At 67.0% G+C, this 23,395-nt stretch carries 26 protein-coding genes; 19 read left to right on the top strand and 7 right to left on the bottom strand.

All coding sequences use genetic code 11. The features are described from left to right. Positions 1-41 precede the first annotated feature (41 nt). Genes GFD32_RS17710 through GFD32_RS17695 form a run of 4 tightly spaced genes read left to right on the top strand, consistent with a single transcriptional unit; the run spans position 42 to position 3,063 of the window. Entirely contained in the window at positions 42-1,517 is a 1,476-nt protein-coding gene (locus tag GFD32_RS17710; RefSeq protein WP_163577901.1) for an MFS transporter, read from the top strand. Continuing rightward, positions 1,495-1,803 (top strand): BolA family protein, encoded by a 309-nt coding sequence (locus tag GFD32_RS17705; RefSeq protein WP_163577900.1) that lies wholly within the window; start codon positions 1,495-1,497, stop codon positions 1,801-1,803. The genes GFD32_RS17710 and GFD32_RS17705 overlap by 23 nt, the downstream gene beginning before the upstream one ends. Further along, on the top strand, positions 1,800-2,612 hold the full coding sequence (locus GFD32_RS17700) for a flagellar biosynthesis protein FlhF (protein WP_163577899.1): 813 nt from the start codon (positions 1,800-1,802) through the stop codon (positions 2,610-2,612). The genes GFD32_RS17705 and GFD32_RS17700 overlap by 4 nt, the downstream gene beginning before the upstream one ends. Then, the gene (locus GFD32_RS17695) at positions 2,605-3,063 is read left to right on the top strand and encodes a GNAT family N-acetyltransferase (protein WP_163577898.1); all 459 of its coding nucleotides are present in this window, start codon (positions 2,605-2,607) and stop codon (positions 3,061-3,063) included. The genes GFD32_RS17700 and GFD32_RS17695 overlap by 8 nt, the downstream gene beginning before the upstream one ends. Positions 3,064-3,067: 4 nt before the next feature. Here GFD32_RS17695 and GFD32_RS17690 read toward each other — a convergent pair whose 3' ends face one another. After that, complete coding sequence (locus GFD32_RS17690; protein WP_163577897.1) at positions 3,068-3,271, bottom strand: cell division protein ZapB; 204 nt, start codon at positions 3,269-3,271, stop codon at positions 3,068-3,070. Between the two features lie 90 nt (positions 3,272-3,361). Beyond that, positions 3,362-3,994: a 16S rRNA (guanine(966)-N(2))-methyltransferase RsmD gene (rsmD, locus tag GFD32_RS17685; RefSeq protein ID WP_163577896.1), complete on the bottom strand. Its 633-nt coding sequence runs from the start codon at positions 3,992-3,994 to the stop codon at positions 3,362-3,364. Positions 3,995-4,084: 90 nt separating this feature from the next. On the opposite strand from rsmD, the gene ftsY reads away from it, so the two are divergent. The 4 genes from ftsY to rpoH all read left to right on the top strand — a co-directional run bounded on the left by ftsY (position 4,085) and on the right by rpoH (position 7,975). Beyond that, positions 4,085-5,269 (top strand): signal recognition particle-docking protein FtsY, encoded by a 1,185-nt coding sequence (gene ftsY, locus GFD32_RS17680; protein ID WP_163577895.1) that lies wholly within the window; start codon positions 4,085-4,087, stop codon positions 5,267-5,269. After that, positions 5,266-5,934, top strand: coding sequence for a cell division ATP-binding protein FtsE (gene ftsE / locus GFD32_RS17675; protein WP_163577894.1), 669 nt, complete (start codon positions 5,266-5,268; stop codon positions 5,932-5,934). The genes ftsY and ftsE overlap by 4 nt, the downstream gene beginning before the upstream one ends. Beyond that, positions 5,931-6,905, top strand: coding sequence for a permease-like cell division protein FtsX (ftsX, locus tag GFD32_RS17670; protein ID WP_163577893.1), 975 nt, complete (start codon positions 5,931-5,933; stop codon positions 6,903-6,905). Before ftsE ends, ftsX begins: the two co-directional genes overlap by 4 nt. A 203-nt stretch (positions 6,906-7,108) precedes the next feature. Beyond that, a complete protein-coding gene (gene rpoH, locus GFD32_RS17665) occupies positions 7,109-7,975 on the top strand; it encodes an RNA polymerase sigma factor RpoH (RefSeq protein WP_163577892.1) in 867 nt (288 codons plus the stop codon). Positions 7,976-8,108: 133 nt separating this feature from the next. Here rpoH and slmA read toward each other — a convergent pair whose 3' ends face one another. The 5 genes from slmA to coaBC all read right to left on the bottom strand — a co-directional run bounded on the left by slmA (position 8,109) and on the right by coaBC (position 12,959). Beyond that, positions 8,109-8,720, bottom strand: a complete 612-nt coding sequence (slmA, locus tag GFD32_RS17660) for a nucleoid occlusion factor SlmA (RefSeq protein ID WP_163577891.1) — start codon at positions 8,718-8,720, stop codon at positions 8,109-8,111. 70 nt (positions 8,721-8,790) lie between these two features. Next, complete coding sequence (argB, locus tag GFD32_RS17655; protein WP_163577890.1) at positions 8,791-9,708, bottom strand: acetylglutamate kinase; 918 nt, start codon at positions 9,706-9,708, stop codon at positions 8,791-8,793. Positions 9,709-9,764: 56 nt separating this feature from the next. After that, positions 9,765-11,147 carry a phosphomannomutase/phosphoglucomutase gene (locus GFD32_RS17650; protein WP_163577889.1) on the bottom strand — a complete coding sequence of 461 codons (1,383 nt, stop codon included), beginning with the start codon at positions 11,145-11,147 and terminating at the stop codon, positions 9,765-9,767. 43 nt (positions 11,148-11,190) lie between these two features. Further along, positions 11,191-11,667 (bottom strand): dUTP diphosphatase, encoded by a 477-nt coding sequence (gene dut / locus GFD32_RS17645; protein ID WP_163577888.1) that lies wholly within the window; start codon positions 11,665-11,667, stop codon positions 11,191-11,193. 35 nt (positions 11,668-11,702) lie between these two features. Then, positions 11,703-12,959 carry a bifunctional phosphopantothenoylcysteine decarboxylase/phosphopantothenate--cysteine ligase CoaBC gene (gene coaBC, locus GFD32_RS17640; protein ID WP_163577887.1) on the bottom strand — a complete coding sequence of 419 codons (1,257 nt, stop codon included), beginning with the start codon at positions 12,957-12,959 and terminating at the stop codon, positions 11,703-11,705. A gap of 161 nt (positions 12,960-13,120) precedes the next feature. Between coaBC and radC the strand changes: the two genes are divergently transcribed. The 11 genes from radC (at position 13,121) to GFD32_RS17585 (ending at position 23,276) form a co-directional block, all read left to right on the top strand. Next, positions 13,121-13,795: a RadC family protein gene (radC, locus tag GFD32_RS17635; RefSeq protein WP_163577886.1), complete on the top strand. Its 675-nt coding sequence runs from the start codon at positions 13,121-13,123 to the stop codon at positions 13,793-13,795. A gap of 224 nt (positions 13,796-14,019) precedes the next feature. Beyond that, the gene (gene rpmB / locus GFD32_RS17630) at positions 14,020-14,256 is read left to right on the top strand and encodes a 50S ribosomal protein L28 (protein ID WP_089683940.1); all 237 of its coding nucleotides are present in this window, start codon (positions 14,020-14,022) and stop codon (positions 14,254-14,256) included. A 29-nt stretch (positions 14,257-14,285) separates the two neighbouring features. Further along, positions 14,286-14,441, top strand: coding sequence for a 50S ribosomal protein L33 (rpmG, locus tag GFD32_RS17625; RefSeq protein WP_021819788.1), 156 nt, complete (start codon positions 14,286-14,288; stop codon positions 14,439-14,441). An 87-nt stretch (positions 14,442-14,528) separates the two neighbouring features. Further along, positions 14,529-15,353, top strand: coding sequence for a bifunctional DNA-formamidopyrimidine glycosylase/DNA-(apurinic or apyrimidinic site) lyase (gene mutM, locus GFD32_RS17620; protein WP_163577885.1), 825 nt, complete (start codon positions 14,529-14,531; stop codon positions 15,351-15,353). Between the two features lie 27 nt (positions 15,354-15,380). Then, positions 15,381-16,571, top strand: a complete 1,191-nt coding sequence (locus GFD32_RS17615) for a class I SAM-dependent rRNA methyltransferase (RefSeq protein ID WP_163577884.1) — start codon at positions 15,381-15,383, stop codon at positions 16,569-16,571. Between the two features lie 37 nt (positions 16,572-16,608). Further along, a complete protein-coding gene (locus tag GFD32_RS17610; protein ID WP_163577883.1) occupies positions 16,609-16,929 on the top strand; it encodes a putative signal transducing protein in 321 nt (106 codons plus the stop codon). A gap of 34 nt (positions 16,930-16,963) precedes the next feature. Beyond that, positions 16,964-17,404: an acyl-CoA thioesterase gene (locus GFD32_RS17605; RefSeq protein WP_163577882.1), complete on the top strand. Its 441-nt coding sequence runs from the start codon at positions 16,964-16,966 to the stop codon at positions 17,402-17,404. Positions 17,405-17,575: 171 nt separating this feature from the next. Next, positions 17,576-18,691: an alanine dehydrogenase gene (gene ald, locus GFD32_RS17600; protein WP_163577881.1), complete on the top strand. Its 1,116-nt coding sequence runs from the start codon at positions 17,576-17,578 to the stop codon at positions 18,689-18,691. Between the two features lie 307 nt (positions 18,692-18,998). Further along, positions 18,999-20,024: a tryptophan--tRNA ligase gene (trpS, locus tag GFD32_RS17595; protein ID WP_163577880.1), complete on the top strand. Its 1,026-nt coding sequence runs from the start codon at positions 18,999-19,001 to the stop codon at positions 20,022-20,024. Between the two features lie 229 nt (positions 20,025-20,253). Continuing rightward, entirely contained in the window at positions 20,254-21,414 is a 1,161-nt protein-coding gene (locus tag GFD32_RS17590) for a YeeE/YedE family protein (protein ID WP_163577950.1), read from the top strand. Positions 21,415-21,596: 182 nt separating this feature from the next. Then, positions 21,597-23,276, top strand: a complete 1,680-nt coding sequence (locus GFD32_RS17585) for an NAD-dependent malic enzyme (protein ID WP_163577879.1) — start codon at positions 21,597-21,599, stop codon at positions 23,274-23,276. The last annotated feature ends 119 nt before the right edge of the window (positions 23,277-23,395 follow it).

Here is a 23,395-nt window from a genome sequence, read left to right as displayed (position 1 = left end):
CCGGTTTCGTCTTTGATGGTCCCCGCAGCGATGGAAACGGCATGAGTCGACTCTTCGAGAGCCGTCCCGGCGACGATGGCCTGCCGGGGCCGGAACGACGCCTGGCCGTGCTGGCTCTGGTGCTGGGTACCTTGATGGCGGTGGTGGACACCACCATGGTCAACCTGGCGCTGCCCAGCATCGCCCGCGATCTGGGCGTGGCCGAGTCACGCGCCGTGTGGGTGACCAACCTCTTCCAGGTCACCTGTGCGGCCTTCCTGCTGGTGTGCGCAGCGCTCAGCGAACTGGTCACCCGGCGTCGCCTCTACGTAGCGGGGCTGGCGCTGTTCGTTTGCGCCTCCCTGGGTGCGGCACTATCGCGCAGCCTGGAGTGGTTGCTGGTCTTTCGTGCCCTGCAGGGGCTAGGGGCGGCGGCGACGCTCTCCATCGGCCCGTCGCTTTATCGGGCGATCTTCCCCTCTCGGCTGTTGGGCAGCGCGCTGGGGCTCAGCGCTCTGGTGGTGGCGGGCGGCTATGCCTCGGGCCCGGCGCTGGGTGGGCTGGTGCTCTCCATGGCCAGTTGGCCCTGGCTCTTCGCCCTGCACCTGCCTCTCGGGCTCTGCGCACTGTGGCTGGCGCGGCGTGCGCTGCCCTGCGAGTCGCGTCGGCATCGTGGCTTCGATGCCGTCGGTGCGTTGCTCTCCATCACGACGCTGGCCAGCGTCTTTCTCGCCATGGATACTCTGGGGCATGGCGCGCCGGCCTGGCAGGCGCTGGGCTGGCTGGCGCTCGGCCTGGGCGCCGGGTGGCTCTTTCTGCGTCGCCAGCGTCACGCCGTGCATCCGCTCCTGCCTCTGTCGCTGTTCGACGAGCCTCGCTTTAGCCTGGCGGTCTCCGCCTCGGGGCTGGCGTTCATCGGCCAGGGACTCGCCTTCGTGGCGTTGTCGTTTCTCTACCAGCAGGAGATGGGCTTCTCGCCGCTGCAGACGGCGTGGCTGTTCACTCCCTGGCCGCTGGCCATCATGCTGGTGGGGCCACTGGCGGGGCGGTTGGCCGACCGCGTCAATCCCAGCGTGCTGTCGAGTATCGGTCTGGTGCTGCTGATCGGCGGTCTCATCGCCCTGGCCAGGCTCGAGGCGCAAGCGGGCATCGTCGATGGCCTGTGGCGCACGGCGCTGTGCGGTCTCGGCTTCGGACTCTTCCAGCCCCCCAACAACCGCGAAATGATGGCCAGCGTGCCACGCGAACGCAGCGCTAACGCTTCTGGGGTGATGAGCACCATGCGCACCGTCGGGCAGTCGTTGGGCGTGGCACTGGTGGGCGCCTTCCTGGCTGCGGGCGCGCCCGTGCAGGCCTCGCTGTGGGTGGGAGGGGCCGCCTGCACGCTCTCCCTCGTCGCTAGCCTGGCGCGCATGCCGCTGGCGGGTGCCGCTCTGAATCGAGCCCGGATGACGCCATCGTCGGTGTCCGGGCAAGGGAGTACAATGGTGCCAAACCCATCATCGAGGAGCCCTCATGAGCATTCAAGCCGTCATTGAAGAGAAGTTGCAGGCCCTCGAACCGAGTGTGCTGACGGTGGAGAATGAAAGTCATCGGCATGCCGTGCCGCCCAATTCGGAGACCCACTTCAAAGTGACGCTGGTCTCCGAGCGCTTCGAGGGGCTGATGCCGGTCAAGCGTCACCAGCGCATCTACGCGCTGCTGGCCGACGAACTTTCCGGCCCGGTCCATGCACTGGCCCTGCATCTCTACACCCCGCAGGAGTGGGAGGCGAGCGGCCGGATGCGCCCCGATTCACCCAACTGTCGCGGCGCTGGGGCGTGACCGGCGAACCGCAGCGCCTCCAGTACCTGGAGGCCATGGGGCTGACGGCTTGGGTGCCGCGCTATCGGCTACCCAATGCCCGCGCGAGCGCGGCCTGCGACTGGGTGCCTGCGACGCCGCAGCCTAGCGCTGCACCGGCTCAACGCCTTCACGAGCTGCTCGATGAGGCCGAGCGCGAAGCGCAGCAGCGGCCCGCTCGGTCCCCGCAGGAGAGCGAACCGACTCAGCAGGCAGCGCCGGAGGCGGTCGCTCCCGGACGAGCGCGGCAGCTGCTGGAGCCGACGCCAGCAGCGAGCGAGGAGGCGTCATCGTCTGGCGAGCCGATTCACGAGGCGATGACGGAAGCCTTCCGCGAACCGCTGCGTTTCACCGTGCAGATTGCCTGCCTGGATGGGCGCTGGCTGGTGCTGCTGCCCGGCGACCGGCCCCCCGGTGCGGTCGGCGTGCGGCTGCTCGGCAACATCCTCTCCGCAGCCGGCATCGACCTGCGCGAGGCACCGACGTTTCAGGCGTTTGGCTGGCCGCTGGCGGAGGGCATGCCGGTCGCTGAGCCGGAGGAGGAGGCGCGGCAGGGCTTGCAGGCGTTCATCGAGGGTGCCGGGTGGCGCGGCTGGTCGCCGGAACGGGTGCTGCTCTTCGGGCATGATGACATTCTGGTGCCGCTGCTGGGCATGACGGAGGAGCGCTGTAAGTTGCTGGGGCTGCCTGGCTGGCAGGAGCCCTCGCTCGATGAGCTGGCTGCCAGTGCTGACGCCAAGCGGGCACTGTGGCCGCGACTGGCCGGCTGGCGACGAGCCTGGCATGACTGAGCGACGGCTGCGTCGGCTGGACGAGACGGACGCGGCGACGCTGGAGGCGCTGGAGACGACACAGCCGCCGGCATTGCGTTCGCGGCAGTTGCTGGCGGCGCTGAGCGATCCGGCGATGCTCGTGCTGGGCGTGGAAAGCGGGGGCGTATTGGTGGGGCATGCCGTGGTGGCGCGGCTACCCTTCGATGCGGAGCTTCAGGCGCTGCTGGTGGCGCCGGACTGGCGTCGTCAGGGGGTTGCCGTGCTAATGCTCGACGCCGTGATAGACCAGGCGCACGCCTGGGGAAGCGAACGCTTGCTGCTGGAGGTGCGTGAAGGTAATGCACCCGCCCGGGCTCTCTACGCGCGGGCCGGGTTCGTCGAGGACGGTCGTCGCTGCGCCTACTACCCGCCGCTGGAAGGGACGAGCCAGCGGGAAGATGCGCTACTCCTCTCCCTCCCGCTGGGTTGAGCGGTCAGCGTTCGCTGTTCGTCGGGTCCGTCTCGACATCGTCGAACTTGCCCAGCAGGTCACTGAGGCGGCGCTCCCACTCCTCGCGCTCCTGCTTGAGGCGACGGTTCTCTTCGCGCAGCTCTTCGGCTTCCATCCTGTACAGCTCCAGAGCCTCCACGGCGCTGGCGACCTTCTGTTCGAGCCGGTTGAAGAGTTCGCTGCTCATCCTTTTCTCCTGACGTTTTCCTGGCGATCCGGGCCGGCCATCATGATGGGGCGGGCATTGGAGCTGGCAGCGTAACGCCGCGACGAGAGCTCAGCAAGCGTCGCCGGTCGGCGACTCGATGTGGCGCCGGTACAGGCGGGCGGTGGTGTCGCCGGCGCGCACTTCACGGTGCAGCGCCCAGCTGGCCGGCACTTTCGGTCGTGCCTCCGACTCCATCTCGACGTAGATCCAGGCGTCGTCGGCGAGCCAGCCCTGTTCGAGACGTGCGCAGCAGGGGGCGACCAGTCCCTGGCGGAAAGGGGGATCGAGAAACGCCAGCGAGCAGGGCCAGGGTTCTCCGGCGAGAAAGCCCAGCGCGTCGGCAGCGATCACCCGGCCGCGTGCGGTGGCATCCAGGGTGGCGAGGTTGTTCGTCAGTTGGCGGGCCACCCGTGGATCGCGCTCCACGAAATGCGCCTCGGCGGCGCCGCGGGAGAGTGCCTCCAGCCCCAGGGCGCCGGTACCGGCGAACAGATCCAGCACGCGGGCGCCGGAGGTGGCGGCGGTCAGCCAGTTGAACAGCGTCTCGCGTATCCGGTCGGGGGTCGGTCTGAGACCGGGGCTGTCGAGCACCGGCAGCCGCCGGCGCTTGAAGTCGCCGCCGATCAGGCGCAGCTGTCCGCCGCCACGTGAGGGGCGGTGGGGCTGGTGGCGCTGTCGGAAAGGAGGGCGGCGACGACTCATGAGGGGGAATTGTACCTGCCGCTTTATCCACAGTCATGATGCGCGGTGGTAGGATGTGGCGATCATTCACCCGCGAGGCTGAATTCCCCCATGTTCGGTTTTTTCAAGCGCAAGAAGCAGCAGGACGACCAGCAGGAAGACCAGGCCCGGCAGGCGCCGGACTCGGAGGAGGCGACGGAAACGCCGGCCGAGCCCGCGCCCGAAACGGAAGACGCGGAGCCACTACGCGAGGCGATGGATGCTGACGACGTGCCGGTGGAGCTCGAGGCTGCTGTCGAACCCGAAACGGTGCGCCCGGCGCTGCAGGAGAAGCCGGCCGGCGAGAAGAAGGGGTGGTTCGCGCGGATACGCGCCGGCCTTGGCAAGACCCGCGCCAACCTCACCGACGGCCTGGCCGGGCTTTTTCTCGGCAAGAAGCAGATCGACGACGAACTGCTCGAGGAGCTCGAGACCCAACTGCTGATGGCCGACGTGGGCATCGAGGCCACCACCGCCATCGTCGACCGTCTCACCGAACGGGTGTCCCGCAAGGAGCTTGCCGATCCTCAGGCGCTCTACCGCGCCCTGCAGGAGGAGCTCACCGCCATGCTCGACCCGGTGGCCCAGCCGCTGGAGCTGCCACCTAAGGGTGAGGGTCCCTTCGTCATCCTGGTCGTCGGGGTCAACGGCGTGGGCAAGACCACTACCATCGGCAAGCTCACCCAGCGCTTCCAGCGCGAGGGGCGCAGCGTGATGCTCGCCGCCGGCGACACCTTCCGTGCCGCGGCGGTGGAGCAGCTCAAGGTGTGGGGCGAGCGCAACGCGGTGCCGGTGATCGCCCAGCATACCGGGGCCGACAGCGCTTCGGTGGTCTACGACGCCTTGGCGGCGGCCCGGGCGCGACGGGTCGACGTGCTGATTGCCGATACGGCCGGGCGCCTGCACAACAAGGCGCACCTCATGGAGGAACTCAAGAAGGTGCGCCGCGTGATGGGCAAGCTCGATGACAGTGCGCCCCATGAGGTGATGCTGGTGCTCGATGCCGGTACCGGTCAGAACGCGCTCTCACAGGCCAATACCTTCAACGAGGCGGTGCCGGTCACCGGCATCACCCTGACCAAGCTCGACGGCACGGCCAAGGGTGGCATCATCTTCGCCCTGGCCAAGCAACTGGGCACGCCGATCCGCTTCATCGGCGTGGGTGAGTCGCTGGATGACCTGAGGCCCTTCGCGGCCAAGGACTTCGTTGATGCGCTCTTCGATCAGGGCGACACGCGAGACAGTGCTTCGGCATGATCGTCTTCGAGCACGTGGGAAAACGCTACGGCGGTCGCTTCGAAGCCCTCGCCAACCTCGATTTTCGCGTGCATCGTGGCGAGATGGTTTTCCTGACTGGCCATTCAGGGGCCGGCAAGAGTTCGCTGTTGCGGTTGGTCATGCGTCTCGAGCGCCCCTCCCGCGGGCGTATCCTGGTCGCCGGGCATGACATCGGCCGCCTGCACTCGAGCCAGATTCCCTTCTATCGTCGTCAGATCGGCGTGGTCTTCCAGGACCACCAGCTGCTCTTCGATCGTTCGATCTATCACAACGTGGCCTTGCCGCTGGAGATCCGTGGCATGGAGCCCCGGGAAGCGGCACGTCGCGTGCGTGCCGCGCTCGACAAGGTGGGGCTCCTGCATCGCGAGCGCGCCCTGCCCATCGAACTCTCCGGAGGTGAACAGCAGCGCGTGGGCATCGCCCGGGCGGTGGTCAACAAGCCGTCGCTGTTGCTGGCCGACGAGCCCACCGGCAATCTCGACCCGCAGCTCTCCGCCGACATCATGGCGCTGTTCGAGGACTTCAACCGTATCGGCACCACGGTGATGATCGCCAGCCACGACCTGGCGCTGATCGCTCGGCTGCGCCACCGGACGCTGCGCCTGCGCGAAGGTCGGCTGGTTGCCGACGAGGAGGCCGCATGAGTCGTCAGCCTCCCGCGGCGCAGCGCGGTGCCCGAACCCAGCGCACCCGTTCGTCGAGTCAACTGCGCGCCTGGCTGCGCCATCATCGGGCGATGAGTGCGGATAGTGCCCGCCGCCTGCTGCGCCACCCCATCGCCAGCCTGCTGACCATGCTGGCCATCGCCATCGCCCTGGTGTTGCCGGCGGCGCTGTGGCTCACCCTGGACAGCGCTAGGCTGCTCGATGCCGAACTCGATGAGAGTGCGACGCTGACCGCCTACCTGGAAACCGGAGTGGGCGAGGGGGAGGCCGGGCGCATCGACGAGGCGATCACCGCCCAACCGGGCGTCGCCGCTACGCGCCTGGTCACTGCAGCGGAGGGCATGGCCGAATTCCAGCAGGCGCTGGGGTTGGACGATGCGCTGGCTCGGCTCGATGACAACCCCCTGCCGGCGAGCATCGTGATCACCCCGCTCGACCCGGCCCCAGAGTCGGTGCGACCCCTTGCCGGTGAGCTCGAGGCACTGGCCGGCGTCGACGAGGTGCGTCTCGACCTCGCCTGGCTCGAGCGGCTGCGCCAACTGGCCGAGCTGGGACGGCGCACGGCCCTGGCGTTGGGCGTGCTGTTCGGCCTTGGTGTGCTGCTGGTGGTGGGCAACACCATCCGTCTGGCCGTGGAGAGCCGCCGTCAGGAGATCGAGGTAGTGATGCTGATCGGCGCCACCCACGCCTTCGTGCGCCGCCCCTTTCTCTACAGCGGAGCCTGGTACGGCCTGGGTGGCGGCCTGCTGGCCTGGGCCTTGCTGGCACTCGGCAACCAGTGGTTGGCTTCGCCGGTACGTGCGCTGGCGGCGAGCTATGGCGCGAACTTCTCGATGCCGCAGTTGGGGCTGATGGGGTCGGCAACGCTATTGATCTGCAGTACACTATTGGGCTGGCTCGGTGCCTGGATCGCCGTGAGCCGGCACTTGTCGGAGGTGCGCCCACGGTAGCGGAATTGGCCGCTTTTCCAGTGGATGCTCGCTCGAAAGGCAGCCTTGGCGTCACGATCCGCCGACCGAGCCGACAATGACGGAACATTCTCCGGTCCTGGCCGTCAAAGGTGGCAACGACGGCTATCGGGCGACCGATACGCTAGGGTGGTGAACCGGTTTTCGTGAACAGCACATTGGGCTTCGAGGGAGACAATCTGCATATGAGCACCAGTCTTCTGCCGGTAGGTCAGCTATCGCCGGGACATGACCTCAACGGGTACATTCAGGCGGTCAACGGCATTCCCATGCTCTCCGCCGACGAGGAGCGTGACCTGGCCTTTCGTCTGCACGACGAGGGCGATCTGGAAGCGGCTCGCCGTCTGGTGCTGTCGCACCTGCGCTTCGTGGTGCACATCGCCCGCAGCTATTCCGGCTACGGCCTGCCCCAGGCCGATCTGATCCAGGAAGGCAACGTGGGCCTGATGAAGGCGGTCAAACGCTTCGACCCCAACCAGGGCGTGCGGCTGGTTTCGTTCGCCGTGCACTGGATCAAGGCCGAGATCCACGAATTCGTGCTGCGCAACTGGCGCATCGTCAAGATCGCCACCACCAAGGCCCAGCGCAAGCTGTTCTTCAACCTGCGTGGCGCCAAGAAACGCCTTGCCTGGCTCAACGGGGACGAGGTGGAGGCCATCGCCAAGGACCTCGACGTCAAGCCCGAGGTGGTGCGCGAGATGGAAGGGCGCCTGGCTGCCCACGATGCCGGTTTCGACGCGGCGCCGAACGACGACGATGAGTCGGCCTATCAGGCGCCGGTACACTACCTGGACGATGCCACCGGCGATCCGGCCACTCAGCTCGAAGACAGCGACTGGGAAGATGACGCCAGTCGTCGGCTGCAACTGGCCCTGGAAGCCCTCGATGAGCGTTCCCGGGACATTCTGCAGCGCCGCTGGCTGGCCGAGAACAAGGCGACCCTGCACGAGCTGGCCGATGTCTATGGCGTTTCCGCCGAGCGGATTCGCCAGCTCGAGAAGAACGCCATGAAGAAGATCCGCCAGCAGCTCGGCGAGACGCTGGCTGCCTGAGCGCTAGCGCTTACAGCCTTCGACACACGACGACGCCCCGGCCTTGGCCGGGGCGTCGTGCGTTGAAGGCGTTTACCAGCGACGTTCGCGAACGGGGTGCACGCGCTTTGTTGGGGGGTGCCTCGGCGTGGCTTCAGGCGGTCTGGGCGGCGGGGCGCAGCAGGTGCGCCGAGAGCAGTGCCCACTGGTCGTCCCAGTGCTCGGTGGGGCGGCGCTGGAAGTCGCTGCGCACGTACTGGGCGATGCGCCCCTCGGCTTGGGCCATGAGCAGGTTGGCCGTTGCCGAAACGGGCAGGGTGGGGCGGCGCCCTTCGCGCAGCTCGGCCTCGCGCAGCACCTGCTTGAGCTGGGTCTCGAGGCGTTCGAAGAGCTGATGGATGCGTTGGCGCAGCCGGGCCGTCTCGCCGGTGAGCACGTCGCCATCGAGCAGCCGCGACAGGCCGGGGTTCTTCTCGGCGAAGGCGAGCAGCAGGGTGAGAATCTGGCCGCAGCGCGACACGGCGTCGGGCGCTTCCTCGAGAATGCGCGTGATGCGCTCGAACAGGGTCTCCTCGATGAAGGCGATCAGCCCTTCGAACATGCGGGCCTTGCTCGGGAAGTGGCGATAGAGCGCGGCTTCGGAAACGCCCACCTGTCGGGCCAGTGCCGCGATGGTGATGCGTTTGCCGCTGTCTTCCTCCAGCATCAGCGCGAGCGCCTGAAGGATCTGCTCGCGTCGGCTGGGTGAGTGAGTTTCCTGCGTCATGTCGTTCGATTCTTTTATGGGTATCGTTGCATCCTAATGGGCGCCCGGCGGCAGCGCAAAAAAGCGGCGCCTAATCGGGAAGGTCCTCGCGTCGCTCGTCGGTGATCAGGGTGCCCACCCCGGCGTTGGTGAAAATCTCCAGCAGGGTGGCATGGGGTACGCGGCCATCGATGATGTGGGCGCTTGCCACACCGCCTTTCACGGCTTCCAGGGCGCAGCGGATCTTGGGCAGCATGCCGCCGTGGATGGTGCCATCGGCAATCATGGCGTCCACCTGGGCGGTGGTGAGGCCGGTGAGCACCTCGCCAGCGGCATTCATCAGGCCCGCGACGTTGGTCAGCAGCATCAGCTTCTCGGCGCCGAGCGCTTCGGCGACCTTGCCGGCCACCAGGTCGGCGTTGATGTTGTAGCTGCGCCCGCCTGCGTCGACGCCGATGGGGGCGATCACCGGGATGAAGTCGCGCGCGGCGAGCATCTCGATCAGCTCGGTGGAGATGTGCTCGACCTCCCCGACATGGCCGATGTCGATGATCTCGGGGGCGGTCATTTCCGGGGTCTGGTGTTCCACACGGAGCTGACGCGCGCGGATCTGGGCGCCATCCTTGCCGGTCAGGCCGATGGCCTTGCCACCGCACTGGTTGATCAGGTTGACGATGCCCTTGTTGACCAGTCCGCCGAGCACCATCTCGACGACGTCCATGGTTTCGGCGTCGGTGACCCGCATGCCGCCCACGAAGCGCGACTCGATCTTGAGCTTCTCCAGTAGTTCGCCGATCTGCGGGCCGCCGCCGTGGACCACCACCGGATTGATGCCGACCTCCTTCATCAACACCATGTTGCGGGCGAAGGAGTCGATCAGGGCGTCCTCGGTCATGGCGTTGCCGCCGTATTTGACGACCACGGTCTTGCCGGAGAAACGCTGGATGTAAGGCAGTGCCTCGGAGAGCACTTCCACCACCAGCCGCGGGTCACGAGTCGTTTCGGTCATGGTCCTTCCTTAACGGGTACCAAAGATGCCCGGTGGGCACGCGCCGCGCCCGGTCGTCAGTTGGGCAGCGACAGCGACGGGTCGACCTGCTTCAGGGCGTCGGCGAAGCGGTCGCGGATGCGGGCCAGGGCCGCGTCGCTCTTGCCCTCGAAGCGCAATACCAGTACCGGCGTGGTGTTGGAGGCGCGGCACAGTCCCCAGCCGTCGGGGTAGTCGACGCGGATCCCGTCGAGCGTGGTCTTCACGCCGGTCTCGCCGAAATCGCCTTCGCGGGCGAGCTTGTCCACCAGCTCGAACTTGGTCTCGTCGCTGACCGGCACGTTGATCTCGGCGGTGCCGATGTCCTGCGGGAAGCGCGCGAAGAAGGCGTCGGCGTCGACGGCCTGATTCGACAGGATTTCCAACAACCGGGCCGCGGCGTAGAGGCCGTCGTCGAAGCCGTACCAGCGCTCCTGAAAGAAGATATGGCCGCTCATCTCGCCGGCGAGCGCCGCGCCGGTCTCCTTCATGCGCGCCTTGATCAGCGAGTGGCCGGTGCGCCACATCTCGGGCTCGCCGCCGGCCGCATCGATCACTCGGGTCAGGTTGCCGGTGCACTTGACGTCGAAGATCACTCGCGCGCCGGGGTTGCGTGCCAGCATGTCCTCGGCGAAGGCCATCAGCAGGTGGTCGGGATAGATCAGCGTGCCGCTCGGCGTGACCACGCCCAGGCGGTCGCCGTCGCCGTCGAAGGCCAGGCCGATGTCGGCGCCGCTTTCCTGCACCGTGTGGATGAGGTCCTGGAGGTTCTCGGGCTTTCCCGGGTCCGGGTGGTGGTTGGGGAAGGTGCCGTCGACCTCGGCGAACAGCGGTAGCGTCTCGGCGCCGAGCGCTTCGATGAGTTTGGGCCCCAGTTCGCCGGCCACGCCGTTGCCGCAGTCCACCACCGCCTTGAGGGGACGGGTTGGTTTGACGTCGCCGAGGATGCGCTCGAGGTAGGCATCGCGCACGTCCTCCTGGCGCACCTCGCCCTCGCCCTCGGTCAGGTCGCCTTCCTCGAGCCGGCGATGCAGATCGGTGATTGCCGCGCCGGAGAGCGTCTCGCCATCCAGCACGATCTTGAAGCCGTTGTAGTCGGGCGGGTTGTGGCTGCCGGTGACCATGACCCCGGAGGCGGTGCCGTCCAGCACGTGGGTGGCGAAGTAGAGCACCGGCGTGGGCACCCTGCCGATGTCGACCACGTTGCGCCCGGCGGCGGTGAGGCCGCGCACCAGGGCATCCTGGAGTCGTGGCCCGGAGAGGCGGCCATCACGAGCCACGACGACGGTGGTCTCGCCGCGGGCGGCCGCTTCGCTGCCGATGGCACGGCCGATCCCCTCGACTCCCGCCTCGGTCAGGGTGTCATCGACGATGCCGCGAATGTCGTAAGCGCGAAAGATGGAAGCCGGTGCCTGACTCATGGCGTTTCCTTGGCGATCAATGGTGATGAGAAGCCCGGGCGCGTCAGCGGCGACCCGAACTGCCGAAGCCGGCGGCGCCTCGCCGGCTGGCGTCGAAGTCCTCGACGACCCGGAGTTCGGCCTGCACGACCGGGACCAGCACATACTGCGCCAGCCGTTCGAAGGGTTCCAGTACGAAGGGGCGGTCGCCGCGGTTCCAGGTGGAGATCATCAGCTCGCCCTGGTAGTCGGAGTCGATCAGCCCGACCAGGTTGCCGAGCACGATGCCGTGCTTGTGGCCGAGACCCGAGCGCGGCAGGATCAGGCCGGCCAGCCCAGGGTTGCCGATGTGCACGGCGAGCCCCGTGCGCACCAGCTCGCACTGCCCGGGCTGCAGTGTCAGCGGGGCATCGAGCAGGGCATGCAGGTCCATGCCGGCGGAGCCGGTGGTGGCGTAGCGCGGCAGGAAGTCGGCCATGCGTTCGTCGAGCAGCTTGACGGCGAGCTGTGGGGTGGACACGACGGCGTGTGAGTCGGGCATCGGCGGCTCCTGGTCAGGCAGGTTGGACAAGGTGTCTAGTGGGCGGTAGCGGCTCGGCGCCGCTCCAAGGCGCGCTCGATGACGGCACGGGCGAGCGCGACCTTGGGCTGGGGCGGCAGGGCCTCGCCGCCGTCGCCATCGGCGTCGCGCCACAGCAGCAGGGCGGCATTGTCGTCGGCACCGAAGCCCAGCCCCGCGGCGGAGACGTCGTTGGCGACGATCATGTCGAGGCCCTTGCGGTTCAGCTTGTCCCGCGCGTATGCCTCGAGGTCGCGGGTCTCGGCAGCGAAGCCGACCACGAAGGGACGGTCGGGGCGCGCCGCCACCTCGGCGACGATGTCGGGATTCTCGATCAACCGTAGGGTCAGGCCCGTTTCGCCATCACGCTTCTTGAGCTTGTGCTCGGCCGGGCTTTCGGCGCGGTAGTCGGCCACGGCGGCACAGCCGATGAACAGATCGCACTCGCCGGCCAACCGCTGGGCGGCCTCGTGCATCTCGCGGGCCGTCTCCACGTCGAGGCGTTCCACCCCTGGGGGAGTGGCCAGCGCCACCGGGCCGCTGATCAGGGTGACGCGAGCCCCCTGGGCGGCAGCGGCCGCGGCCAGCGCAAAGCCCATCTTGCCGGAGCTGTGGTTGGAGAGGTAGCGCACCGGATCGAGCGGCTCGCGGGTCGGGCCGGCAGTGATCACCACGTGGAGGCCCGTAGCGGCATGCGAACCCGTCGTCGGATCGAGATCGCCGAGCGCCGATACGATGGCTTCGGGTTCGAGCATGCGCCCGGGGCCGGTGTCGCCGCAGGCCTGGTCGCCGCTGTCAGGGCCCAGCAGTCGCCAGCCGTCGGCAATGAGCTGGTTGGCGTTGCGCTGGGTCGCCGGATGGCGCCACATCGCCTGGTTCATGGCCGGTGCCATGACCCGTTCTGCGTCGCTTGCCAGGCATAGGGTGGTGAGGAGGTCGTCGGCCTGGCCGGTGGCCAGCCGCGCCATCAGGTCGGCGGTGGCCGGGGCGATCAGGAGGGTGTCGGCCCAGCGTGCCAGCTCGATGTGGCCCATGCCGGCTTCGGCGTCGGGGTCGAGCAGCGAGGTGCGAACCGCCTCGCCAGTGAGCGCCTGCAGGGTCAGGGGAGTGATGAAGGCCTGGGCACCCTCGGTCATGACCACGCGCACCTCGGCACCGGCCTGCTTCAGCAGGCGAGCGAGCATGGCACTCTTGTAGGCGGCGATGCCGGCGCTGATGCCGAGCAGGTAACGCCGTCCGGCGTGCCGGTTGGCGGAGGAAAAAGAGGACGACATGACGGCTTCCCGTGCTGGAATCCAGCCATCTACCTTACCACCCTGGCGAATGTCGCGCAGCCGCGGTGTGACGTTGACCGAGCGGCTACACTGGTGGATGCGGCGGGAATGCCGTGAGGCGGTCTCGCAACGCTGAAGCCATCATCGAGAAGGAGACAGGGATGTCGATTCGCGACTGGCCGGAGGGCGAGCGCCCCCGGGAAAAACTGCTGGCGCTGGGGGCCGAGGCGCTTTCCGATGCCGAGCTGCTGGCGATCTTTCTGCGCGTGGGCGTGGCTGGTCGCTCGGCGGTGGATCTGGCGCGCGACCTGCTCCTCGAATTCGGCGGCCTGCGCCAGCTGCTCGAGGCCGATCGCCAGCGCTTCTGTGCGGCGCGAGGCATGGGCAGCGCCAAGTACGTTCAGCTTCAGGCGACGTTGGAGCTGTCGCGGCGGCATCTGGCGAGCCAACTGGCCCGGGGCGATGCACTGACCTCGCCGACCCTGGTGCGCGCCTACCTGGCCTCCCAGTTGCGCCACCTGGGGCATGAAGAGTTCGCCGTGTTGTTTCTCGACACCCAGCATCGGGTCATCCGCTTCGAATCGCTGTTCCGCGGGACGCTGGACAGCGCCTCCGTCTACCCCCGCGAGGTGGCGCGTCGGGCGTTGGAGCTGGGCGCCGGGGCGATGATCTTCGCCCACAACCATCCGTCCGGTGTCGCCGAGCCCAGCGATGCCGACCGGCGCATCACCGACCGGCTGCGCGAGGCGCTTGCGCTGTTCGAGATTCGGGTGCTGGATCATTTCGTGGTCGGGGATGGGGAGGTGGTGTCGTTCGCCGAACGCGGCTGGCTATAGAAGGGGAACCGGCTGCGTTCGGCCGTCGCTCGCACGGTTCGTGAGCAGGGCAGTCTGGTGCGATGGGCTTGCCTGGGAGGGTGCACTCTGGTATAAAGTGCAGCCTTTGAATTCCCTTGGGTCAAATCACAACGGGGTCGTTCCCGGTTTGCCCGACAGGTTTTGAACACTCAGGTCGCGAATGCTCATGTCGCGAATACCTGGCCAAGCGGTTGGAGGCTCCCATGTCCAAAGTATGTCAGGTTACCGGCAAGCGCCCGGTGACTGGTAACAACGTTTCACACTCCCAGCGCAAGACGCGTCGTCGCTTCTTGCCCAACCTGCACTCCCACCGCTTCTGGGTGGAGTCGGAGAACCGCTTCGTCAAGCTGCGCGTTTCCTCCAAGGGCATGCGTATCATCGACAAGAAGGGCATCGAGGCGGTGCTCAGCGACATTCGCAAGCGCGGCGAAGCCGTCTAAGCCAAGCGTTCACCTGAGGGAGAGCAGTCATGCGCGACAAGATCAGAATGGTGTCCAGCGCCGGTACCGGCCACTTCTACACCACCGACAAGAACAAGCGGAACACTCCGGACAAGCTCGAGATGAAGAAGTTCGACCCGGTGGTCCGCAAGCACGTGATGTACAAGGAAGCCAAGATCAAGTAACGCTTGATGGCATCCTTCCGCAGGTAGCGAGACCTGTCCCTGAACCCGGCCCTGTGGTCGGGTTCTTGCGTATCGACGGACGAGACCATGCCCGAGCTGCCCGAAGTCGAGACCACCCGCCGCGGCATCGCTCCCCATGTGGAGGGGCGCGAGGTCGTCGAGGTGGTCGTGCGCCAGCCGCGTTTGCGCGTGCCGGTGCCGGCCGACCTCGTCGACCGGCTGGTGGGGGCGCGCCTGGGACCGCTCGGCCGGCGCGCCAAGTACCTGCTGGTGCCCGTCGAGGGCGACGAGCCCGGCACGCTGCTGTGGCATCTGGGCATGTCCGGCAGCCTGCGCATCGCGCGCTTGGGCGAGCTGCCGCGCAAGCACGACCACCTCGACCTGGTGCTCGACGACGGCGGCATCCTGCGCTACCACGACCCGCGCCGCTTCGGCTTCGTCGACTGGCTGGCCGGCAGCGTGGAAGCCGATCGCCGGCTGGCGCGGCTGGGGCCGGAGCCGCTGTCAGAGTCTTTCGACGGCGAGCGGCTCTATCGTCTGTCGCGCGGACGCCGCCTTGCCGTCAAGCCCTTCGTGATGGACAGTGCCGTAGTGGTCGGCGTGGGCAACATCTACGCTGCCGAGGCACTGTTCCTGGCCGGCATCGATCCGCGCCGCAGTGCCGGGCGTGTCTCGCTGGCGCGTTATCTCCGCCTTGCCGCGGCGGTGAAAGAGGTGCTGGCCGCCGCCATCACACAAGGCGGAACGACCCTGCGCGACTTCGTCGGCGGTACCGGCGAGCCGGGCTATTTCAAGCAGCGCCTCAACGTCTATGGCCGCCATGGCGAGGCCTGTCGGCGCTGCGGCGGCGAGCTGCGCCTGGTGACGCTCGGCCAGCGGGCCAGCGTCTTCTGCACCCGCTGCCAGACCTGAACCCCCCTTTATTCTGCGAGATGGATCATGACCCAAGCGCTGCGCCTGAAGAAGAACGCCGACCGTCGACTCAAGGCTGGCCATCTGTGGCTCTACTCCAATGAGATCGACACCGACGCCACGCCGCTCAAGGGCTTCGAACCGGGAGCTCAGGCGCTGGTGGAAGCGGCCGGCGGCAAGCCGTTGGGCATCGCTTACGTCAATCCCCATTCGCTGATCTGCGCGCGAGTGGTCTCGCGCGACCCGAGCGTGCGGTTGGATCGTTCGCTGCTGGTGCACCGCTTCAACCAGGCACTGGCGCTGCGCGAGCGGCTCTATGCCAAGCCCTTCTACCGGCTAGTTCACGGCGAAGGCGACTTGCTGCCGGGTCTGGTGGTCGACCGCTTCGACGACGTGGTCGTCGTGCAGCTCAATACGCTGGGCATGGAGCGCCTCGGCGAAGAGGTCGTGGCCGCTCTCGACAAGGTGCTCACCCCGCGTGTCATCGTCTTCAAGAACGACTCCTCGGGGCGTCGCCAGGAGCAGCTGGAGACGAGCGTCGAGGTGGTCAAGGGCGTGCTCGATGGCCCGGTGTTGCTGGAGGAAAACGGCGTGCGCTTCGCGGTGCCGGTGCTCGATGGCCAGAAAACGGGCTGGTTCTACGACCACCGATCCAACCGCGCCTGGCTCAACGCCCTGGTGCCCGGCAAGCGGGTGCTCGATGTGTTCAGCTACGTCGGAGGCTGGGGCGTGCAGGCGGCGGCCCATGGTGCCTCGGAAGTGCTGTGCGTGGACGCCAGCGCCCCGGCGTTGGAGCGGGTGGCCGAGAACGCCGCGCTCAACGGCCTGCACGAACGGGTGGCGGTGGGCGAGGGCGACGCTTTCGAGGCCCTGTCGGCACTTCGCGCCGAGGGTGAGCGCTTCGACGTGGTGATCCTCGACCCTCCCGCCTTCATCAAGAAGCGCAAGGACATCGCCAGCGGCGAACGCGCCTACTCACGGCTCAACCGCGAAGCCATGCGCCTGCTGGGGCGCGATGGCCTGCTGCTCTCGGCGTCTTGCTCCATGCACCTGGCCCCGGAGCGTCTCGTGGAGGTGGTGCGTGGCGCCGTGCGCCACCAGGACCGTCACGGTCAGGTGATCTTCCAGGGCCACCAGGCGGGGGATCATCCGGTGCATCCGGCGATTCCCGAAACCGCCTACCTGAAGGCGCTGGGCGTCAGGGTGTTTCGGGACTAGCAGGGGAACGCCGGCGCTCGCTGCCGGCTCTACGCCCATGAATGACTTTTCCTACGTTCGCGTTTTCGCCCACTCCAATGCACTGCTGGTCAGCCATGTGGGCAACCTGCTCGAGGCAGCCGGCATTCCTGTCGAGCGGCACAATCTCGCGCTCGGCGGCGGTGCCGGCGAGCTGCCGCTGACCGAGTGCGAACCGCAAATCTGGGTGGCGCCGCACAATTGCGAACGCGCTGAAGCCCTGATCCACGCCGCCATGACGGGCATCAGCGGGGCTCCGGGGTGGACCTGCCCCGGCTGTGGCGAGGCGCTGGAGGGGGCGTTCGATACCTGTTGGCGCTGTGGCACGCCGAGAGCCTGACTCCATCAGGATCGATCCAGCCAAGGAGAGCGCCATGTCGCAGGTGTGGGACCTTCCCGACCCGTTCGTCATCGAGCTCGGGGTAGCCGCCTCGGCCATCGACGAGTATGGCCACGCCAATAACGCCGAGTACCTGCGCTGGGTCGAACGGGTGAGCTGGGCCCACTCGGACTACCTGGGGCTCGATCTGGCGCGCTACCGCGAGCTGGACCGCGCCATGGCGGTGCATCGTCACGAACTCGATTATCTGGCTCCGGCCTTCCAGGGAGAACGCCTGCAACTGGCGACGTGGATCGTCGGCTGCGATGGACGCCTCACCCTGACTCGGCGCTTCCAGCTGATACGTCCCGCCGATGGCCGTACTCTGCTACGGGCGCGCACACGCTTCGCCTGCATCGAACTCTCCAGCGGTCGCCCGCGGCGACTGCCGGATGAGTACGTTGCCATTTACGGCGGTGCGCGCGTTGCCGAGTGAGGCTGTGTTTTTTTTGTCAGCCTTTTTTCTGTCGATACGATTTTCTGATCAAAATTTGATATTTGGAGTTTATTACCGTTTTTCGTTTTGGTGCCTTCATGTTTTGACTGCCTGTGCTGTAATGCGCGTGTTTCCATCTAACAACACGCAGCAGATGCTCAGGAGGTACCCATGCAGATCGCCGTCCCGAAGGAAATCAAGAACCATGAATATCGCGTTGCCCTGACCCCCACGGGCGCGCGCGAGCTGGTGGCACGCGGCCACCGGGTGACCGTGCAGGCCGGTGCCGGCGAAGGCGCAGGCTTCCCCGATGCCGCCTACGAAGCGGCCGGCGCGGCGCTGGAAGCCGATGTGGCCAAGGTGTGGGACGCCGCCGAGCTGATCCTCAAGGTCAAGGAGCCGCAGTCCGAGGAGGTCGCGCGCCTCAAGGCCGGCCAGACGCTGTTCACCTATCTGCACCTCGCCGCCGAGGAGCGCCTGACCCGCGGTCTGATGGCCAGCGGTGCCACCTGCATCGCCTACGAGACCATCACCGACCGCCAGGGCGGTCTGCCGCTGCTGGCGCCGATGAGCACCGTGGCCGGCCGCATGGCCATCCAGGCCGGCGCCCACAGCCTGGAGAAGGCCCAGGGCGGGTCCGGCGTGCTGCTGCCCGGCGTGCCCGGCGTGGCCCCGGCCAAGGTGGCGGTGATCGGCGGTGGCGTGGTGGGCGAGAACGCCGCTCGCATGGCGCTGGGCCTGGGCGCCGAGGTGACGGTGCTGGACAAGTCGATCCCACGCTTGGAGACCCTCGACGACCGCTACCAGGGGCGCATGAAGACGGTGTTCTCCACCGCCGATGCCATCGACGAGGCGGTGCGCGAGAGCGACCTGATCGTCGGCGCGGTGCTGATTCCCGGCGCCGCCGCCCCCAAGCTGATCACCCGCGCCATGCTCGCCGACATGAAGCCCGGCAGCGTGCTGGTGGACGTGGCCATCGACCAGGGCGGCTGCTTCGAGACCAGTCGCGCCACCACCCACGCCGAGCCGACCTACATCGTCGACGGCGTCGTCCACTACTGCGTGGCCAACATGCCGGGCGCCGTGGCGCGTACGTCCACTCAGGCGCTGACCAATGCCACCATGCCCTACGTCATCGCTCTGGCCGACAAGGGCTGGCAGCGGGCGCTGGCCGACGATGCTCACTTCCTGCCGGGGCTCAACGTTCACGACGGCCAGGTGACATACCGGGCCGTGGCCGAAGCTTTCGACCTTGAGAGCGTCGATCCCGCGCGCCTGGTGAGCTAATCACTCAGCACCTAGGCATCCCACTGTGGCGAGCGGCGCCGGGGATAGGCCGCAGTGGAGGTCCGATGCCATGGGTGAGGAGCACTGCTCCGAACGGGCTGGCCATGGATGGCCAGCCCCGGTCCTGCAAGCGGAGCAGGATGCGAGAGCGAAGCAGGGCATCGGTAGCGCCCAGGGATGGGTTTACAGCGCCTCCACGGAGGCCTGTCGCCGGGAAAGCCGCGGGGGACCGCATCTGGCTAGGTCGCCTTGACCGTCCCCTCGCGTTACCATAGCGGGCATTTTCGTCAGCAGAGTCCGCTTTCCCATGAGTGCAGCTTCCCAGAAGACACGCGTTCTCACCGGCATCACCACCACCGGCACCCCCCACCTGGGCAACTATGTCGGGGCCATCAAGCCCGCCATCGCGGCCAGCCAGGATCCCAGCGTCCAGTCCTACTACTTCCTTGCCGACCTGCACGCCCTGATCAAGTGCCAGGATCCCAAGCGCGTGCAGGCGTCACGCCTGGAGATCGCCGCCACCTGGCTGGCGCTGGGCCTGGATACCGACAACGCCATCTTCTACCGCCAGTCGGACATCCCCGAGATCCCCGAGCTCACCTGGTTGCTCTCCTGCGTCTGCGCCAAGGGGCTGATGAACCGCGCCCACGCCTACAAGGCGGCGGTGGCGGAGAACGAGGCCGCCGGCAACCAGGATCCCGACAAGGGCATCACCATGGGCCTGTTCGGCTACCCGGTACTGATGGCCGCCGATATCCTGATGTTCAACGCCCACAAGGTGCCGGTGGGCCGCGACCAGATACAGCACATCGAGATGGCGCGTGACATCGCCGGTCGCTTCAACCATCTCTACAAGGGCGACTACTTCGCCTTGCCCGAGGCGGTGGTGGACGACGACGTGGCGACCCTGAACGGCCTCGACGGGCGCAAGATGTCCAAGAGTTACAACAACACCATCCCGCTGTTCGTGTCCGAGAAGAAGCTGCTCAAGCTGGTTCGCAAGATCAAGACCAACTCGTTGGAACCCGGCGAGCCCAAGGATCCCGACACCTGTACGCTGTTCCAGATCTATGCCGCCTTCGCCACCCGCGAGGAGCGCGAGGCGATGCGCGCGGAATACGCGGCGGGCATTGGCTGGGGCGAGGCCAAGAACCGCGTGTTCGACTACCTCAACGAGCATCTCAGGGAGCCCAGGGAGCGTTACCAGGCGCTGCTGGAAGACCCGGGGCATATCGAGGCGGTACTGATGAAGGGCGCCGAACGGGCCCGGGCCCAGGCGGCACCCACCATGGATCGCCTGCGTCAGGCGGCGGGCCTCGGTCGTTTCGTCTGATTCGGGGGGGTGAAGCCCAACCATGCTACGGGCGCCTTTGGGCGCCCGCGGTCTTTGTGAAACCGTTCTTTATTCCTTTGAAGAATTGATATCTTTTTTTAAATGCTTTTACGTGCTTTTTCTCCATGGTTATCCTGCCGGTCAATCGGGCACTAGCCCCTGACGACTTCAGGAGAACACCGTGAGTGAACTCGCCCTGACCCAACGCCCCCGCCTTTCCGTACCTGCCATGGCAGCAGGCGCTCTGTTGCTGGGCGCCCTGGCCGTGGGTGCCGCCTTTGGCGCGCGCGTCGGTTGGCTGATGGTGGTCGGCGGTCTGTTCGGCATGGTGCTCTACCATGCCGCCTTCGGCTTCACCGCGGCCTGGCGGGTATTCATCGTCGAGCGTCGCGGGCGCGGCCTGCGTGCGCAGATGGTGATGCTGGCCATCGCCGTGTTGCTATTCTTTCCCGCTCTGGGTGCCGGCAGCCTGTTCGGCCAGTCGGTTTACGGTTTCGTGGCGCCCATCGGCGTTTCGGTGGTGGTCGGTGCCTTTCTGTTCGGCGTGGGCATGCAACTGGGCGGTGGCTGCGCCTCCGGCACCCTGTTCACCGCCGGCGGCGGCAACGCGCGCATGCTGATCACTCTGCTGTTCTTCATCGTCGGTTCGCTGATCGGCACGGCTCACTTCAGCTGGTGGCAGAGCCTGCCGGCGTTTCGTCCCGTCTCGCTGGTTGGCGAATTCGGCGCTGGCGGCGGTATCGTCGTGAGTTTGGCGCTGTTCGCCGCCATTGCCGCCTTCACCGTACTGATGGAAAAGCGCCGTCATGGTCAGCTGGAGCAGGCGCCGCGCATCGGCGCCGGCAACCGGCGCTGGCTGACCGGCCCCTGGCCGCTGCTGGCCGGTGCGGTGGCACTGGCACTGCTCAACTTCGCAACCCTGGCCTTGGCCGGCCGGCCCTGGGGCATCACCTCGGCCTTCGCGCTGTGGGGAGCCAAGGGGTTCGAGTTCCTGGGCGGCGACGTCTCCGCCTGGGGCTACTGGCAAGCGCCGGGCAACGCCGCGGCCCTCGAGGCCAGCGCATGGAGCGACATCACCACGGTGATGAACGTCGGCATCATGGTGGGCGCCCTGGTGGCGGCCTCGCTGGCCGGCAAGTTCGCTCCCAACTTTCGCATTCCGGCCAAGTCGGTGCTGGCTGCGGTGCTCGGCGGCATTCTGCTCGGTTACGGGGCGCGTCTGGCCTTCGGCTGCAACATCGGCGCCTACTTCAGCGGCATTGCCTCCGGCAGTCTGCATGGCTGGGTGTGGTTGGTGGCCGCCTTTGCCGGCAACATGCTGGGCGTCAAGCTGCGCCCGTTGTTCTTCGCGGGCGAGGCGGCTCGTCAGCCGGCCGCCAAGGGTTGCTGAGCGGCGAACCTGGCGAGCCGTGCGGCGCCCCGGCTCCGGCCGGGGCGCCGCCGTTTCAGGCGTGGTAAAGTGTCGCAAAAGGCGCCTTCAGAGCGCCTAGGTTGCGTCCGAAAGCCGGCTGCGTTCGCCGTCTCTTCAGACACCGCCTAAGGCACGTTCCAGTCACCGCATCGAGAGAAGAGATGACCACCGAACCCAAGCGTCCCCTCTACATTCCTTATGCCGGACCTCCGCTTCTGGAGATGCCACTGCTCAACAAGGGCAGTGCCTTCACCCGGGAGGAGCGCATCGAGTTCAACCTGATCGGCCTGCTGCCGCAGAACGTGGAGTCCATCGACGAACAGGTCGAGCGGGCCTACCGCCAGTACCAGCAGTGCCAGAACGACCTGGACAAGCACGTCTACCTGCGCGCCATTCAGGATGACAACGAGACCCTCTACTTTCGGCTGGTCTCGGAGCACCTGGCGGAGATGCTGCCGATCATCTACACGCCGACGGTCGGCAAGGCGTGCCAGGAGTTCTCGAACATCTATCGCAACCATCGCGGGCTGTTCGTCAGCTACACCGACCGCGAGTACATGGACGACATCCTGCGCAGTGCCACCAAGGACAACGTCAAGGTCATCGTCGCGACCGATGGGGAGCGCATCCTCGGGCTCGGCGATCAGGGCATCGGGGGCATGGGCATTCCCATCGGCAAGCTGGCTCTCTATACCGCCTGCGGCGGGATCAGCCCCGCCTACACCTTGCCGATCATGCTCGACGTGGGCACCAACAACCAGGCGCTACTGGACGATCCCATGTACATGGGCTGGCGGCATCCACGTATTTCCCAGGAGGAGTACGATGCATTCATGGCCGAGTTCATTGCGGCCGTGAAGCGTCGCTGGCCCAATGTGCTGCTGCAGTTCGAGGACTTTGCCCAGGCCAACGCCGTGCCCCTGCTGGAGCGCTACCGCAACGAACTGTGCTGCTTCAACGACGACGTTCAGGGTACCGCCTCGGTGGTCGTGGGTACCTTGATGGCGGCCTGCCAGGCTCGCAACGAGAGTATCGGCCAGCAGCGCGTGGTGTTCGTGGGGGCGGGGTCGGCCGGCTGCGGCATCGCCGAACAGGTGGTAGTGGCCATGCAGGCCGAAGGTCTCTCCGAGAAGGAAGCTCGCAGTCGGGTGTTCATGGTCGACCGCGAAGGCTTGGTCACCGACGACCAGACCTGGCTGCGCGATTTTCAGCGTCGTCTGGCCCACGATTCCGCCCTCACCGAGGGCTGGCGGGGGCAGGATCTGGTGGAAACGCTTCGTCAGCTCGCGCCATCGGTACTGATCGGCGTCTGCGGCCGGCCGGGCATCTTCACCGAGGAAGTGGTGCGTACCATGCATGCCGGCTGTGAAATGCCGGTGATCATGCCGCTCTCCAACCCCACGTCCCAGGCCGAGGCGTTGCCGGAGGATGTCATCCGTTGGACCGAGGGGATGGCCTTGGTGGCGACAGGCAGCCCCTTCCCGCCGGTCGAGTATGAGGGGCGCAAGATTCCCATCGCACAGTGCAACAATGCCTACATTTTCCCGGGGATCGGCCTCGGCGTGGTGGCCGCCGGCGCACGCCGGGTGACGGACGACATGCTGATGACCGCTTCACGTGCCCTGGCCCGGGAAGCGCCCATCGTCAAGGAGGGAAAGGGGGCGCTGCTACCGCCGTTGGGCAAGATTCGCGAGCTTTCCAAGGCCATCGCCTTCGACGTGGCCGCCCAGGCCCAAGGTGAGGGAGTGGCGCTGAAGACCGATGGCATCAAGCTGCGTGCGGCCATCGAGCGCAACTGCTGGACGCCGGAGTATCGGCGCTATCGTCGACGGTCGTTCTGACGCTTCGCCTGGAACGACAAAGGCCCTGCCGGGTTAGTTACCCGGCAGGGCCTTTTGAGATCTGCCTCAACTGTAGAAGCTCAAGGCTGTTTCGGCGACAGGCCTTCGAGGGGGCGCTG

Origin of the sequence: Halomonas faecis (genome assembly GCF_010993975.1) — a bacterium.
GTDB classification, from domain to species: domain Bacteria; phylum Pseudomonadota; class Gammaproteobacteria; order Pseudomonadales; family Halomonadaceae; genus Halomonas; species Halomonas faecis.
The sequence above is the reverse complement of the archived record's forward strand: the minus strand, read 5'-3'. Positions and strand labels throughout refer to the sequence as shown.